This window comes from Rathayibacter sp. Leaf185 (genome assembly GCF_001423885.1).
Classification (GTDB): Bacteria; Actinomycetota; Actinomycetes; order Actinomycetales; family Microbacteriaceae; genus Rathayibacter.
Genome location: NZ_LMPP01000003.1, coordinates 270,386 through 286,148, shown reverse-complemented (window position 1 = coordinate 286,148; position 15,763 = coordinate 270,386). Strand labels below are relative to the sequence as shown.

Below are 15,763 nucleotides of genomic sequence, written 5' to 3'. Positions count from 1 at the left end.
CTCCCTCGTCGCCACCGGAGGACCGACCCGAAGGACTCCCATGTTCTCGAAGATCCTTGTGGCCAACCGCGGCGAGATCGCGATCCGGGCGTTCCGCGCCGCGTACGAGCTGGGGGCGCGCACTGTCGCGGTGTACCCGTACGAGGACCGCAACTCGATGCACCGGCTGAAGGCCGACGAGGCGTACCAGATCGGCGAGCGGGGCCATCCCGTGCGCGCCTACCTCGATGTGGGCGAGATCATCCGGGTCGCCCGCGAGAGCGGAGCCGATGCGATCTACCCGGGCTACGGCTTCCTCTCCGAGAACCCCGATCTCGCGCGTGCCGCGGCCGACGCCGGCATCGCCTTCATCGGTCCGCCTGCGCGGGTGCTCGAGATGGCCGGCAACAAGGTCACCGCCAAGGAGCACGCCACAGCGGCCGGGGTCCCCGTCCTCCGCTCGACTCCGGCCTCGCGGGATCTCGACGAGCTGATCGCGGGCGCCGAGGCGATCGGCTTCCCGATCTTCGCGAAGGCCGTCGCGGGCGGCGGTGGCCGAGGCATGCGGAGGGTCGGCACTCCGGAGGAGCTGCGTCCCGCGCTCGAGGCGGCCATGCGCGAGGCCGACAGCGCGTTCGGCGATCCGACGATGTTCCTCGAGCAGGCGGTGGTCCGCCCCCGCCACATCGAGGTGCAGATCCTGGCCGACGCCACGGGCGAGACCGTGCACCTCTTCGAGCGCGACTGCTCGGTGCAGCGCCGGCACCAGAAGGTCGTCGAGATCGCTCCGGCCCCGAACCTCGACGAGGCCACCCGCCGGGCGATGTACCGCGACGCGATCGCCTTCGCGCGGTCGATCGGCTACGTGAACGCCGGAACCGTGGAGTTCCTCCTCGACACGGCGGGGGAGCGGGCGGGCGAGCACGTCTTCATCGAGATGAATCCGCGCATCCAGGTCGAGCACACGGTGACGGAGGAGGTGACCGACGTCGATCTCGTCGCGAGCCAGATGCGCATCGCGGCGGGTCAGACGCTCGCCGAGCTGGGTCTCACCCAGAGCGAGCTGCGCCTGCACGGAGCCGCGCTCCAGTGCCGCATCACGACCGAGGATCCGGCCGCCGGCTTCCGCCCCGACACCGGCAAGATCACCACCTACCGCTCGCCGGGCGGCGGCGGGATCCGCCTCGACGGCGGCACGATCAACCCCGGCGCGCAGATCAGCCCGCACTTCGACTCGATGCTGGCCAAGCTGACCTGCCGGGGCCGTGACTTCCCGGCCGCGGTCGGCCGTGCCAAGCGCGCGCTGGCCGAGTTCCGCATCCGCGGCGTCTCGACCAACATCCCGTTCCTGCAGGCGGTGCTCGACGATCCGGCGTTCGCGGCGGGCGACCTCAGCACCTCCTTCATCGACGAGCGCCCCCAGCTCCTCGCCGGCCGCGAGTCGCGCGACCGCGGGACGAAGCTGCTCGCCTGGCTCGCCGAGGTGACCGTCAACCAGCCGCACGGCGAGCGCCCGCCCGGCCTGCCTCCCGTCGAGAAGCTGCCGGTCGTCGACACCGCGGTGCCCGCTCCAGAGGGATCGCGCCAGCGCCTGCTCGAGCTCGGTCCGCGCGGTTTCGCCGCGGCCCTCCGCGCGCAGACGGCCCTCGCGGTGACCGACACGACCTTCCGCGATGCGCACCAGTCGCTCCTCGCGACGCGGGTGCGCTCGCGCGATCTGATCGCGGTCGCTCCCTCGGTGGCGCGCCTGACGCCGGGCCTGCTCTCGGTCGAGGCATGGGGCGGGGCGACCTACGACGTCGCTCTGCGCTTCCTCGGCGAGGACCCCTGGGAGCGTCTGGCGTCCCTCCGCGAGGCCCTGCCGAACATCGCGATCCAGATGCTGCTGCGCGGCCGCAACACGGTCGGCTACACGCCGTACCCCACGGAGGTGACCGACGCCTTCGTGCGCGAGGCCGCGGCGACCGGAGTCGACGTCTTCCGGATCTTCGACGCTCTGAACGACGTGTCGCAGATGCGGCCCGCCATCGACGCCGTCCTCGCGACGGGCAGCACGGTCGCCGAGGTCGCGCTCTGCTACACCGGCGACCTGCTCGACCCCGGCGAGGACCTCTACACGCTCGACTACTACCTGCGCCTCGCCGAGCAGATCGTCGACGCCGGCGCGCACGTCCTCGCCGTCAAGGACATGGCTGGGCTCCTGCGCCCGTACGCCGCGTCGAGGCTCGTGTCAGCGCTGCGCGAGCGGTTCGACCTGCCGGTGCACGTGCACACCCACGACACCCCCGGCGGCCAGCTGGCGACCCTCCTCGCCGCAGCGGAGGCGGGGGCCGACGCGGTCGACGCCGCGTCCGCTCCGATGGCGGGCACCACCAGCCAGCCGTCGCTGTCGGCCCTCGTCGCCGCCCTCGCGCACACCCCGCGCGACACAGGCCTGAGTCTCTCCTCCGTCTCGGATCTCGAGCCCTACTGGGAGGCGGTCCGCGCGCTCTACCGGCCGTTCGAGTCCGGGCTGCCCGGGCCGACCGGGCGCGTGTACCGGCACGAGATCCCGGGCGGCCAGCTCTCGAACCTCCGTCAGCAGGCGATCGCGCTGGGCCTGGCCGACCGCTTCGAGGTCGTCGAGGACCTCTACGCCGCGGCCGACCGGATCCTGGGGCGCGTCCCGAAGGTCACTCCGTCGTCGAAGGTCGTGGGAGACCTGGCGCTGCACCTCGCTGCGGTCGACGCCGACCCGGCCGACTTCGCCGAGAACCCGCAGAACTACGACATCCCCGACTCCGTCGTCGGCTTCATGGCGGGCGAGCTCGGCGAGCTGCCCGGCGGCTGGCCCGAGCCGTTCCGCTCGAGGGTGCTCGAGGGGCGCGACGTCCGCATCGGCGTCGCAGAGGTGTCGGCCGAGGACGGCGCGGTTCTCGCGGGCGACGACTCGGCCGCCCGTCGTGCGACGCTGAACCGTCTGCTCTTCCCTGGCCCGGCGAAGCAGTTCGACCAGGTGCGGGAGACCTACGGAGACGTCTCGGCGCTCGACACGGCCGACTACCTCTACGGGCTCCGTCAGGGCGAGGAGCACGTCGTCGAGATCGCACGGGGCGTCCGCCTCTTCGTCGGCCTGGAGGCCATCGGCGACGCCGACGACCGGGGCATGCGCACCGTGATGACCACCCTCAACGGGCAGCTGCGCCCCGTCTTCGTCCGCGACGCGACCATCACCGTCGACACGGTGAGCGCCGAGCGCGCCGATCGCGCCGACCCGTCGCAGGTCGCGGCGCCGTTCGCCGGAGTCGTGACGCTCAAGGTGGCGGTCGGTGATCGGATCGAGGCGGGCGCCGCGGTCGCGACGATCGAGGCGATGAAGATGGAGGCGGCGATCACCTGCTCCGTCGCCGGGGTCGTGCGCCGTCTCGCCGTGCCGGTCACGCAGCAGGTCGACGCGGGAGACCTGCTCGTGGTCGTCGAGCCGTCCTAGCAGGACTCCTCGGCCCGCCTCCAGCCCAGGGGGCCGCCCGCAGGCCCTCGGTAGACTGACCCGCAAGCGGAAGGAGGCTCGTTCGCATGGATGAGCGCAACGACGAACAGCCCGACACCGACACCGGCCCCACGCCCCGGACCGCCCTCGACGCGGCCAGGGACTCGGAGCAGTACGTGCCGCGGGCGAGCGACACCGCTCCGACGCGCATCCCGGACGGGATCCTGCTCGACCCCCCGCCGAGGCGGCGCTCGAGCGCCCCTGCGCCGATCGAGGACGAGTCGGTCGACATCGGCACCCTCGGCATCCCGTCGACGCGCCCCGTCGACCTCCCCTCGGCTCCCGCCGACGTCCCCGGTGCGATCCGGCCCGTGTCCGCGGGCTACCCCTCGCGCGACGACGTCTCGGTCCTCCCCGAGGACGACGGGGAACGCCCGCGGGGCCGCGGCGAGAGCCGCGAGTCCGAGCACTCCGACGCCGAGGCCGCCCGAGCCGAGACCCGGCGCGACCGACTCCGCGCCGAGCACGGTGGTCCGGGGACGGGGGCTCCCGAATCGTCGTCGATGCTCACGCCCGACCGCCTGCTCGAGGTCAACCGCAAGACCCGCCCGGCGCCGACCGGGGGCTGGAACCGATTCGTCTACGGCCTCACCTTCCACGCCGTCAACCTCGGCGACTCCGCGAAGGTGCAGGCCTGGAAGGCGCTCGACGAGCGGATCGGCCGCCAGTTCGAGGGCGGCACCCGCTTCGTCCCCGTGATGACGCGCAAGGGCGGGGTCGGCAAGACCACCGTCACGACCCTCCTCGGCATGGCCCTCGCCGATGCGCGCGAGGACCGCATCATCGCGGTCGACGCCAACCCCGACCGCGGAACGCTGGCCGAGCGCGTGCCGAAGCAGACCCGCTCGACCGTCCGCGACGTCGTCAACCGCGCCTCCGGAGTGACCGGGTTCACCGATTTCTCGACCATGGTCTCGCGTGATGAGACGCGCCTCGACGTGCTCGCCTCCGACACCGACCCGCAGCTGTCGGAGGCCTTCGACGAGGACGACTACAACGTCGTCGCCGATCTGGTCGAGCGCTTCTACTCGATCATGCTCACCGACTGCGGCACGGGCATCGTGCACTCGGTGATGCGTCCGACGCTCCAGCGCGCGGACACCGTGGTGATCGTGTCCGGAGGCAGCATCGACGAGGCGCGCCTCGCCTCCGAGACGCTGACGTGGCTCGATGCGAACGGCCACGGCGACCTCGTGAAGAATGCCGTCGTCGCGCTCAACACGGCGACCGACAGCGCGAGTCTCGTGAAGCTCGAGGAGATCGAGTCGCACTTCCGGTCGCGGGTGCGCGACATCGTCCGCATCCCCTACGACCCGGTGCTCGCCGCGGGCTCCGTGGTGAAGTGGCAGCAGCTGCGCCCGGCGACGAAGGACGCGGCGCGCCGCCTCGCCGCGCTCGTCGTCGAGGGCATGCCGGTCCGTCGTGCCTGAGGCCGTCGACACCGGCCAGGCGGACACCGCGGTGCTCGACGCTCCAGTGGCCTTCGACCTGATCATCATCGGCGCCGGGTCCGGCAATTCGATCATCGGCCCCGAGTTCGCGGGGCAGCGGGTCGCTCTGCTCGACGACGGCGAGTGGTTCGGCGGCACCTGCCTCAATGCGGGCTGCATCCCGACCAAGATGTTCGTGCACGTCGCCGATGTGGTCACCGACGCCGATCAGGCCGACCCGATCGGCCTGCACGCCTCGGTCGCGCGCCCGAGCTGGCCCGAGGTCCGCGACCGCGTCTTCGGCCGCACCGACTCGATCAGCGAGGGCGGGCTCGACTACCGCGCGAACCGCTCCGAGAACCTCACCCTGTACCGCGAGAGCTTCGGCTTCGAGTCGCTGGGAGGCAGCGGCCGGCCCCACGTGCTGGCGAGCGCGAGTGGAGTGCGCATCAGCGCGCCGACCGTCGTGATCGCGGCGGGATCACGTCCTCGTCCGCTCCTCGCCGCGTACGAGCCCGATCCCCGGATCCACGACTCCTCGTCGATCATGCGGATCGACGAGCTGCCCGGGCGGATGGTGATCCTCGGAGGCGGCGCCGTCGCCGTGGAGTTCGCCCACGTCTTCGCGGCGTTCGGCACCGCGGTCACCATCGCTGTCCGGAGCGACAGACTCCTGCGAGCGCTCGACGAGGACATCGCTCGGCGCTTCACCGCCCTGGCACGCGAGCGCTGGGAGGTGCGCACCGGAGTCTCCGCGTCCGGCATCGACGCGGAGGGGGACTCCCTCGTCGTCGGGTTCGACGACGGCTCGAGCATCGAGACCGACGTCGTGCTAGTGGCGCTCGGCCGCGAGCCCAACAGCGACACCGTCGCCGCGGCCTCGGTCGGCATCGACCTGCACGACGACGGCCGCGTCGCCGTGGACACCGAGCAGCGCGTGCTCTCGGGCGGCCGGCCGGTGCCCGGGCTCTTCGCGCTCGGCGACATCTCCTCCGAGTGGCAGCTCAAGCACGTCGCGAACCACGAGGCCCGTATCGTCGCGCACAACCTGTTGCACCCCACCGAGCTGCTGTCGAACACCCTCGCGCCGGTGCCGTCCGCGATCTTCGCCCATCCGCAGGTCGCCTACTTCGGCATGACGGCGGCCGAGGCGGCGGACGCCGCCATCGAGGCCGTCTCGGTCACCCAGGAGTACGGCTCCACCGCCTACGGCTGGGCCCTCGAGGACGACTCGAGCGTCTGCACCCTGGTCGTCGGACTCGACGGCGGACTGCTCGGCGCCCACCTGATGGGGCCGCAGGCGAGTATTCTCATTCAGCCGCTCGTCCAGGCCGCCAGCGCCGGAGTCGGCATCCGCGGCCTCGCCCGCAGCCAGTACTGGCCGCACCCTGCGGCGAGCGAAGTCATCGAGAACGCCCTCCTGTCGGCGGAGGAGGCCCTGAGGGAGCGCACCACATGACCGAACGCCAGATCCGACTCTTCGGGGACCCGGTCCTCAAGACCGTGTCCGACCCGATCGGCGCGATCGACGACGGCATCCGCGGCCTGGTCGAAGACCTCGTCGACAGCGTCCGGCCCGACGGCCGCGCGGGCGTCGCCGCTCCGCAGATCGGCGTGAACCTCCGCGCCTTCAGCTACAACGTCGACGGTGTCATCGGCTATGTCCTCAACCCCGAGATCGTCGAGCTCAGCGGAGAACCGCAGCCGGTGGACGAGGGCTGCCTCTCGGTCCCGAACCTCTGGTACCCCGCGATCCGCTACCCGCACGCGAAGGTGCGCGGCACCGATCTCGACGGCAACGAGGTCGTCCTCGAGGGCGACGGTCTGATGGCCCAGGCCCTCCAGCACGAGTGCGACCACCTCGACGGCCGCCTCTACCTCGACCGCCTCTCCAAGGACGACCGCCGGAGCGCGATGAAGTCCGTCAGGGCGCAGCCCTGGTTCTGAACTGTCTCTGAGCCGCTCCCCGCGCGGCTCAGCGCGGTCGGCTGCCCGAGGTGGTTCCACTCCAGAGAGCGTCGAGCGTTCGCCGACGTGAAAGCGCTGTGACGCGCTTTCCCGGGTACGGCTCCGAGGTTCCGACAATCTGCAGGCTCGCCGTCGGTGGGGCGTATCCCGGGTCTCCGCAGCCATGCTGATCGAATAGCCCGCGCAGCGGGCGCATCGAGATCCACCAGCTCCAGAACATGCGGCCTGCGGCTTCGCCTTGCGGGCGCGCTTGCAGATCGCCGACCCCTCCGAGCCGTATCCGGGAGAGCGCGTCGGAGCGCTTTCCCGTCGGCGGACGCAGGACGCTCCCCCCGACCCGGCCATCTATCAGAGCCGACTGCGCTGGGCCGGGCAGGGACCGGCCCAGAGCGGCGCCGTCTTCGGACGAGGGGATCCGACGCCGCACCTACCGAAGTGAGATGCCTTCAGTAGCCGGCGCCGCCGAATACACAGCCCCGATGGTGTCCGCGTAGTCGGCGAGGATCACGGTGCGCTTGATGCTCATCTTCGGGGTGAGGTGACCGCTCGCCTCCGTGAACTCGGTGGGCAGGATCACGAACTTGCGGATGGACTCGGCGCGCGAGACGGTCGCGTTCGCGGCGTCGACGGCGCGCTGCACTTCGGCGAGGACGGCCGGGTTCACGGCCGCCTCCTCGAGCGAGAGCCCGGCGCTCTGGCCGTTGTTGCCGAGCCAGGTCGGCAGCATCTCGGGGTCGAGGGTGACCAGCGCGGCGATGAACGGGCGCTGGTCGCCGACCACGACGACCTGGCCGACGAGCGGGTTCGCGCGGATCGGGTCCTCGAGCGCGGCCGGTGCGACGTTCTTGCCGCCGGCCGTGACGATGATCTCCTTCTTGCGGCCGGTGACGCGGAGGTAGCCGTCCTCGTCGAGCGTCCCGAGGTCGCCGGTGCGGAACCACTCGCCGTCGAAGGCCTCGGCTGTCGCGGTCTCGTTGTTCCAGTACCCGCCGAACACGTCGATGCCGCGCACCTGGATCTCGCCGTCGTCCGCGATGCGGATCGACACTCCGGGCATCGCCGGCCCGACGGTGCCGATCTTGAAGCGCTCGGTCCGGTTCACGCTCGCGGGCGCGGTCGTCTCGGTCAGCCCGTAGCCCTCGAGGATCTTGATGCCGAGGCTGTGGAAGAAGTGGCCGAGCCGGTCGCCCAGCGGGGCGGACCCAGACACGGCGAAGCGCACGTTGCCGCCCATCGCGGTCCGCAGCTTCGAGTAGACGAGGCGGTCGAAGAGCAGGAACTGCAGCTTGAGCGCGAACGGGACGGATCCGGCCTCCACGGCGATGGAGTGGGCGACGGCGACGTCGGCGGCTCTGCGGAAGATCTTGCCCTTGCCGCCCGCTTCGGCCTTCTGCTCGGCCGAGTTGTAGACCTTCTCGAACACGCGCGGCACGGCCAGGAGGAAGGTCGGCTTGAACGACCCGAGCGAGGGCAGCAGCTGCTTGGTATCGGCCTGGTGCCCGACCTTCACTCCGCCGTGGACGCAGAGGATCGCGATGAAGCGCGCGAAGACGTGGGCGGTCGTGATGAAGAGGAGCGTCGACGCTCCGGGCTGGTGGATCAGCTCGGTCAGCGCGACGGCCGAGTTGCGGCTGAGCTCGACGAAGTTCGAGTGGCGGATGATGCAGCCCTTGGGGCGACCGGTCGAACCGGAGGTGTAGATGATCGTCGCGATGTCGGAGCCGGTGGCCAGCGAGCGGCGGCGCTCGATCTCGGCGTCGGGGACGTCGACTCCGCGCTCGGCGAGCTTGTCGAGGTCGCCGAGCCCGATCTGCCACGCCGTCCGCACGTCGGGCAGGTCGGCGCGGACCTCGTCGAAGCGGGCGAAGTGATCGGCCGTCTCGACGATGACCGCGTGGGCACCGGAGTCGGCCAGGTTCCACTGCACCTGCGCGGGGGAGGAGGTCTCGTAGACGGGGACGAGCACGCCGCCGGCGAACCAGACCGCGAAGTCGATCAGCGTCCACTCGTAGCGCGTCTTGCAGATCAGCCCGATCTTCTCGCCGGGTTCGATGCCCGAGGCGACGAGGCCCTTGGCGAGAGCGACCACCTGGTCGAGGAACTGCTGCGCGGTGACATCGCGCCAGCCGTCGCCGTCGGGGAGGGCGAAGAGGGGGCGGTCCGGAGTCTCGCGCACGCGGTCGAGCAGCAGGGCCGTCGTGTTCGCCTGCGGGTCTGCGGCCACCACGAGGGGCGAATCGAACTGTTCCACGGAAACTCCTTCGTAACCTGAACGAACGTCGCGTCCAGCCTACCGGCGGAGCCGAAGCTGTAGATCCACTCAGACTCGATTCACACGCAGAAGGCGATCGACCGAGACGGCTGCGCCTGCGACACGATCGCCCGCCCCCTCCGCCGACCCACCCGGTCACTACACTCGTCCTGGTCGCCGAACGAGGCGGATCGACGGCGCCTCGGCGTCGACGGCGAGGGAAGGGCGGTTCGCGTGCACGCGATCGGTATCGACATCGGCGGCACGAAGATCGCGGGAGCGCTCGTCGACGAGTTCGGCGGGATCCTCCGCGAGGATCGCCAGCCCACCCCCGCCGGTCACCCCGAGCTGATCGTGGACGTGGTCGTCGAGATGGTCGGGCGGCTGCGCGAGGGCCTGCCGGCAGGCGACGTCGCCGCGGTCGGAGTCGCCGCCGCCGGCTTCATCGACGCGTCGCAGTCGATCGTCTACTACGCCCCCAACATCAACTGGCGCAACGAGCCGTTCCGCGAGAAGCTCTCGGCCCGGATCGACCTGCCGATCATCATCGAGAACGACGCGAACGCGGCCGGCTGGGCCGAGTTCCGCTACGGCTCGGGCCGCCTCGTCAGCGACATGCTGATGCTGACGATCGGCACGGGCGTCGGCGGCGCGATCGTCATCAACGACCGCCTCCTCCGCGGAGGCTTCGGAGCCGCCGCCGAGATCGGTCACATGCGCGTCGTCCCCGGAGGACTGCCGTGCGGGTGCGGCGCCCGCGGATGCATCGAGCAGTACGGCTCGGGCCGGGCTCTGCAGCGCTTCGCCGGCGAGCTGGCCGATGCAGGCGGGATCGGCCAGGGCATCGCCGACGCACGCGCCCGCAACGGCGGGACGCTCGACGGCCGCGTCATCTCGGAGCTCATCACGAGCGGCGACCTCGGGGCCCTCGCTGCCCTGCGGCAGCTCGGCCACTGGCTCGGTGAGGCCGCGGCGAGCCTGAGCGCCGTTCTCGACCCCCAGATGTTCGTGATCGGAGGCGGAGTCGCGCAGGCGGGTGATCTCCTGCTCGACCCGATCCGTCAGGCCTATCTCGACAACCTGCCCGCGCGGGGCTACCACCCCGAGCCCGAGTTCCGCATCGCGGAGCTGGTGAACGACGCAGGAGTCGTGGGAGCGGCCGACCTGGCCCGCCTCCACGCCAGCACCCTCTGAGTGCCGCTCGAGATGCTGACCCGACAGATTCGCTGAGGAGTCGACCGTTGTTCTACTGGTTCATGAAGCACATCGTCGCGGGTCCCCTCCTGAAGACGATCTTCCGCCCGTGGGTGGTCGGCGCCGACCGCGTCCCGGCGACGGGCGGCGTAATCCTCGCGAGCAACCACCTGTCGTTCATCGACTCCGTGTTCCTGCCGCTGGTGATCGAGCGCAACATGGTGTTCCTCGCCAAGAGCGACTACTTCACCGGCAAGGGCCTCAAGGGCTGGGCGACGAAGATGTTCTTCACGGCCACCGGGATGCTGCCGATCGACCGCTCGGGCGGCAAGGCGTCTGAGGCGTCCCTCAACACGGGCCTGCGGGTCCTCGCCGGCGGCGAGGCGCTCGGCATCTATCCGGAGGGCACCCGCAGCCCCGACGGGCGCATGTACCGCGGCCGCACCGGAGTCGCGCGCATGGTCCTCGAGGCGCGCGTGCCCGTGATCCCCGTCGCGATGATCGACACCGCGCGGATCATGCCGATCGGGAGCCGTCTGCCCAAGCTCGGGCGCATCGGCATCGTCTTCGGCGAGCCGCTCGACTTCAGCCGCTTCGAGGGCATGGAGGGCGACCGGTTCATCCTGCGCTCGATCACCGACGAGATCATGTACGAGCTCCTGGCCCTGAGCGGCCAGGAGTACCTCGACGTGTACGCCACGTCGGTCAAGGAGAAGCGCGCCGCGCTCACCCGCTGAGTGCGCGCCGAGCGCTCCGCCACCGGCCCGGGGGAGCCCCTCCCGAGGCGATAGGCTCGTCAACCGCTGCCGTCCGTCCGGACGGTCGGCTCCCGCGCCCCGCGCGCCCGTCAGAACCAGGACTCCCTCGTGGTCATCGATCCGAACGAACCGTACGTCCAAGCCGCCCCCTCCGTGGTCGCCGGCCTGGACTATTGGCGCGAGCTCGAGATCAAGCAGCAGCCGAACTGGCCCGACGCGGACGCGGTGAGCGCCGCCTCCGCCGAGATCGCGGGGCTGCCTCCGCTGGTGTTCGCGGGCGAGGTCGATCAGCTGCGCGAGCGGCTCGGCAACGCGGCCCGCGGCGAGGCGTTCCTCCTGCAGGGCGGCGACTGCGCCGAGACCTTCGCGGGCGCCACGGCCGACCAGATCCGCAACCGCGTCAAGACGGTGCTGCAGATGGCGGTCGTCCTCACCTACGGCGCGAGCATGCCCGTCATCAAGATGGGCCGGATGGCCGGTCAGTTCGCCAAGCCGCGCTCGAGCGATCTCGAGACGCGCGGCGACGTGACGCTGCCCGCCTACCGCGGCGACATCGTCAACGGCTACGAGTTCACTCCGGAGTCGCGCACGGCCGACCCGCGGCGCATCGTGCAGGGGTACCACACGGCCGCCTCCACGCTGAACCTCATTCGCGCGTTCACGCAGGGCGGGTTCGCCGACCTGCGCCTCGTGCACTACTGGAACAAGGGCTTCACCGAGAACCCTCAGAACCAGCGCTACGAGCAGCTCGCCCGCGAGATCGACCGCGCCGTGAAGTTCATGGTTGCGTGCGGAGCCGACTTCGAGGGCATGAAGCGCACCGAGTTCTACACCGGCCACGAGGGCCTGCTGATGGACTACGAGCGCCCGATGACGCGCATCGACTCGCGCACCGGCACGCCGTACAACACCTCGAGCCACTTCATCTGGATCGGCGAGCGGACCCGCGAGCTCGACGGCGCGCACGTCGACTTCCTGTCGCGCGTCCGCAACCCGATCGGCGTGAAGCTCGGCCCCTCGACGACGCCCGAGACGATGCTCGAGTTGATCGAGAAGCTCGACCCCGACCGTGAGCCCGGCCGCCTGACCTTCATCACGCGGATGGGCGCCGGGAGGATCCGCGACGCCCTCCCGCCGCTGCTCGAGGCCGTCAAGCGGAGCGACGCCCTGCCGCTCTGGGTGACCGACCCGATGCACGGCAACGGGCTCACGACTCCGACCGGGTACAAGACGCGCCGCTTCGACGACGTGGTCGACGAGGTCAAGGGCTTCTTCGAGGCGCACCGAGCCGTCGGCACGCACCCCGGCGGCATCCACGTCGAGCTCACCGGAGACGACGTCACCGAGTGCCTCGGCGGTTCCGAGCAGATCGACGAGGCCGACCTCGCCACCCGTTACGAGTCCGTCTGCGACCCCCGCCTCAACCACATGCAGTCGCTGGAGCTCGCGTTCCTCGTCGCGGAGGAATTGCGGCAGCGTTGAGCGGCGCAGCCGCTCGGCGCGGCCGCAATTCCTCCGCGACGAGGGCGCCATCTGGTGAGGGGAGCGCGAGCGCGCCCCTCACCGCGGTCGGCTTTCCAGCGTGGTTGCGTCCCCGAGAGCGTCCCGCGTTCGGCTAGGTCGAATCGCTGGAACGCGATTCACCCGTTCGCCTAAGAGGTGGCTGGCTGGTCCGGTGACGGGATGTCCGGGCGTCGTGGCGTCCGACGCTGAGCCTCCCGGTACGGATGCCACTCCGTCGCACCCTCGGAGGGGTGTATCGCGCGGCGAAGGCGCGGCGCGTCTCGGTGGTGAGGGAAGAAGCGACACGTTCCCACCAGCACGCGGGTCGAGTAGCCCCGCAGGCGGCGTATCGAGCGGCGAAGTCGGTTCGCGTCGCGGTGGTGAGGGAAAAGAGGCGTTCGCGCGCCAGCACGCTGGTCGAGTAGCTCCGGAGGGGCGTATCGAGACCGCTGTCCGCCAGCAGATCGGGCTTCTGACCTAGTCTTCTGACGCTGGTGGATCTCGATACGCCCGCTCCGCGGGCTACTCGATCAACAGGCTGGGCGGTGTCGACGCACCGGCGGTGCGCCTGCAGACCACCCGCTCCCTCCGAGGCGAACGGGTGAATCGCGTGTCAGCGATTCGCCCTAGCCGGACGCGAGACGCTCCTCGGAGCGCAACCACTTCGTCTGCCGACCGCGGTGGCGGGAGCGCTCGCGCTCCCACCACCAAACGGCTAGGTCGTGATGGTGATCGACAGCTGGATGGTGGTGCCGCGCTGGACGGGGTCGCCGGCCTTGTTGGACTGGTTGGTGACCTTGGTCAGCTCGTCGGGGGCGGCGTCGATCAGCGGACCGAGCGTCGAGAGCGAGTAGCTCCACTTCAGGTCGACCGCGTCGAGCGCGGCCTTGGCCTGCTCGCGGGTCATCCCGACCACGTTCGGAACGGCGACCGGCTCCGGTCCCTTGGACACCACGACCGAGATGGTGTCACCGGTCGTCGCCGGAGCCTCGGGGTTGGCCTGGGTCAGCACGATGCCGACGGCGACGGTGTCGCTCCAGTCCTCGCCGCTGCTGTCGAGAGCGAGCCCCGCCTGCTCGGCGGCATCGGTGGCGGCCTCGAGCGAGAGGCCGACGACGTTCGGGATCGTCCCGAGGCTGACCACCATCGCGATGGTGCTGGTCTCGGACATCGTCGCGGGCAGTGCGGAGCCGTCGGGCAGCGATGCCGAGATGACGACACCGGCTGCGACGTCGGCGTCGAAGACCTTCGTCACCTCTCCCGGAGTGAACGAGCCGTTGGTGATGGCGGCCGTCGCCTCGTCCTGGGTCAGGCCGACGAGTGGCGGCACCTCCAGCTGCCGTGGACCGCTGGAGACGACGAGTGTGATGAGCGAGCCCTTGTGCACGCCCTGGCCGCCGGAGGGGTCGGAGCTCATGACCGTGCCGGCGGGGACAGTGAGGTCGGGGACCTGCTGCGGTGTCACCTCGAAGCCCTGCGCCTGCAGCTCCGCCACGGCCTCGTCCTGCGTCTTGCTGACGACGTCGGGGATCGACACGATCGCGCCGGGACCCTCGCCGAACCACCAGGCGGTGCCTCCGCCGAGCAGCGCCAGCAGCAGGACGATCACAGTGAGCAGGACGCCTCGACGTCGTCGTACGCGCCGCCGGGCGGCGAGGCGCGCGACCGCGTCGTCGTCGACGGCCTCCTCCACAGGTTCGGCGAGCACGGTCGTCTGCCCGGGTGTCGCGGCGTCGAACAGCGCGGCGGTCGCCGGCGCGGAGTCGGGCGGCGACGGGAGCGGAGTGACGGCCTGAGTGTCTCCGCGCCGATCGGTCGGAGTGATGCCCATCAGCCGCTCGGCCTCGAGCAGCTGGGAGAGCATCACTCCCGCGTCGCGCGGCCGCATGTCGGGATCGCGCTCGGTCGCCCACAGCACGAGCTCGTCCAGCGAGGTCGGCACGGAGGGCACCTTCGCGCTCGGGTAGGGCACCGAGTCGTTCGCATGCTGGTAGGCGATCTGCATCGGCTGCTCGCCCGTGAAGGGCTGCTCGCCGGTGAGCATCTCGTAGATCATGATGCCGATGGCGTAGATGTCGCTGCGCGTGTCAGCGGTGCCTCGGGTGACCAGCTCGGGGGAGAGGTAGGCGATCGTGCCCAGCAGGGCCTGGCCGGAGGCGGTGTTCGCGGAGGCGGCGCGCGCGAGGCCGAAGTCGCCGATCTTGATGCGGCCGTCGTCGGCGAGCAGCACGTTCTCGGGCTTGAGATCGCGGTGCAGGATCCCCGCCCGGTGGGCGGCCGCGAGTCCGGACAGCACCGAGTGCATGATGTCGACCACCTGCTGGGCGGTCAGCCGGCCGCGCTCCTTGAGCAGGTCGCGGAGCGTGATGCCGGGCAGGTACTCCATGACCAGGTAGGCCATGTCGGAGTCCTGGCCCTGGTCGAAGACGCTCACGACATTGGGGTGCGCCAGCCGCGCGGCCGAGCGCGCCTCCTGCACGAACCGGTTCTTGAAGACCTGGTCGTCGGAGAGATGCCCGTGCATGACCTTGATCGCGACGCGGCGATCGAGGCGCAGGTCGTTCGCGAGGTAGACCGTCGCCATGCCGCCGCGGGCGATCCTCGAGCGCACCTCGTAGCGGCCGTCGACGAGACGGCCGAGGAGGGGGTCGAGCTGGCTGGTGGTCACGCGATGAGTCTAGGCAAGAGCCTTCCGCGAACCCGTGAGCAACGCGGGTGAGCGCCCGCACAGGCGGCTCGGCGGGTTGGACGGGTCGAGAGGGCGTGGCAGTCTTGGCGGGTGACCGACTCGTCCGCTTCCGCAGCCTCCTCGTCCCTCTCCGACACCGAGTGGCTGACGATCCCCGATCTCGTCGAGCTGACCGGGTTGAACGTGAGCCGCGTCCGCCGGCTGCTCGAGGAGCGACACCTGATCGGCACCCGGCGCGACGGCGTCCTCAAGGTGCCGTCCCTGTTCCTCCGCGACGCGGAGCCGATGAGCGAGATCCGCGGGACCGCGATCCTGCTGGCCGACTCCGGCTTCTCCGACGACGAGGCGGTCGACTGGCTCCTGTCGGAGGAGGAGAGCCTCGGCACCAGCCCGGTGCTGGCTCTGCGCGCCGGCCGCAAGGCCGAGGTGCGCCGGGTCGCTCAGGCCCTGGCCTGACCCGTC

General features: G+C 70.9%; 10 protein-coding genes. 8 read left to right on the top strand and 2 right to left on the bottom strand.

All coding sequences use genetic code 11. The features are described from left to right. Positions 1 to 40 precede the first annotated feature (40 nt). From ASG06_RS13650 to def, 4 genes are all read left to right on the top strand, one after another. Positions 41 to 3,448 (top strand): pyruvate carboxylase, encoded by a 3,408-nt coding sequence (locus tag ASG06_RS13650; RefSeq protein ID WP_056043155.1) that lies wholly within the window; start codon positions 41 to 43, stop codon positions 3,446 to 3,448. An 86-nt stretch (positions 3,449 to 3,534) separates the two neighbouring features. Beyond that, positions 3,535 to 4,938, top strand: coding sequence for a MinD/ParA family ATP-binding protein (locus tag ASG06_RS13645; RefSeq protein WP_082499235.1), 1,404 nt, complete (start codon positions 3,535 to 3,537; stop codon positions 4,936 to 4,938). Next, complete coding sequence (locus ASG06_RS13640; protein ID WP_231727737.1) at positions 4,931 to 6,397, top strand: mycothione reductase; 1,467 nt, start codon at positions 4,931 to 4,933, stop codon at positions 6,395 to 6,397. Before ASG06_RS13645 ends, ASG06_RS13640 begins: the two co-directional genes overlap by 8 nt. Then, positions 6,394 to 6,885: a peptide deformylase gene (gene def / locus ASG06_RS13635; RefSeq protein ID WP_056043152.1), complete on the top strand. Its 492-nt coding sequence runs from the start codon at positions 6,394 to 6,396 to the stop codon at positions 6,883 to 6,885. Before ASG06_RS13640 ends, def begins: the two co-directional genes overlap by 4 nt. A 448-nt stretch (positions 6,886 to 7,333) precedes the next feature. On the opposite strand, the gene ASG06_RS13630 is transcribed toward def, so the two are convergent. Then, positions 7,334 to 9,157 (bottom strand): AMP-dependent synthetase/ligase, encoded by a 1,824-nt coding sequence (locus ASG06_RS13630; RefSeq protein ID WP_056043149.1) that lies wholly within the window; start codon positions 9,155 to 9,157, stop codon positions 7,334 to 7,336. A 234-nt stretch (positions 9,158 to 9,391) separates the two neighbouring features. Between ASG06_RS13630 and ASG06_RS13625 the strand changes: the two genes are divergently transcribed. From ASG06_RS13625 to ASG06_RS13615, 3 genes are all read left to right on the top strand, one after another. Next, positions 9,392 to 10,351 (top strand): ROK family glucokinase, encoded by a 960-nt coding sequence (locus ASG06_RS13625; protein ID WP_056043146.1) that lies wholly within the window; start codon positions 9,392 to 9,394, stop codon positions 10,349 to 10,351. Between the two features lie 47 nt (positions 10,352 to 10,398). Beyond that, a complete protein-coding gene (locus ASG06_RS13620) occupies positions 10,399 to 11,088 on the top strand; it encodes a lysophospholipid acyltransferase family protein (protein ID WP_056043143.1) in 690 nt (229 codons plus the stop codon). 174 nt (positions 11,089 to 11,262) lie between these two features. Continuing rightward, on the top strand, positions 11,263 to 12,591 hold the full coding sequence (locus ASG06_RS13615; protein ID WP_056043558.1) for a class II 3-deoxy-7-phosphoheptulonate synthase: 1,329 nt from the start codon (positions 11,263 to 11,265) through the stop codon (positions 12,589 to 12,591). Positions 12,592 to 13,327: 736 nt separating this feature from the next. On the opposite strand, the gene pknB is transcribed toward ASG06_RS13615, so the two are convergent. Then, a complete protein-coding gene (gene pknB, locus ASG06_RS13610; RefSeq protein WP_056043139.1) occupies positions 13,328 to 15,280 on the bottom strand; it encodes a Stk1 family PASTA domain-containing Ser/Thr kinase in 1,953 nt (650 codons plus the stop codon). A gap of 111 nt (positions 15,281 to 15,391) precedes the next feature. Between pknB and ASG06_RS13605 the strand changes: the two genes are divergently transcribed. Then, positions 15,392 to 15,757 (top strand): Rv2175c family DNA-binding protein, encoded by a 366-nt coding sequence (locus ASG06_RS13605; RefSeq protein ID WP_056043136.1) that lies wholly within the window; start codon positions 15,392 to 15,394, stop codon positions 15,755 to 15,757. Positions 15,758 to 15,763 lie beyond the last annotated feature (6 nt).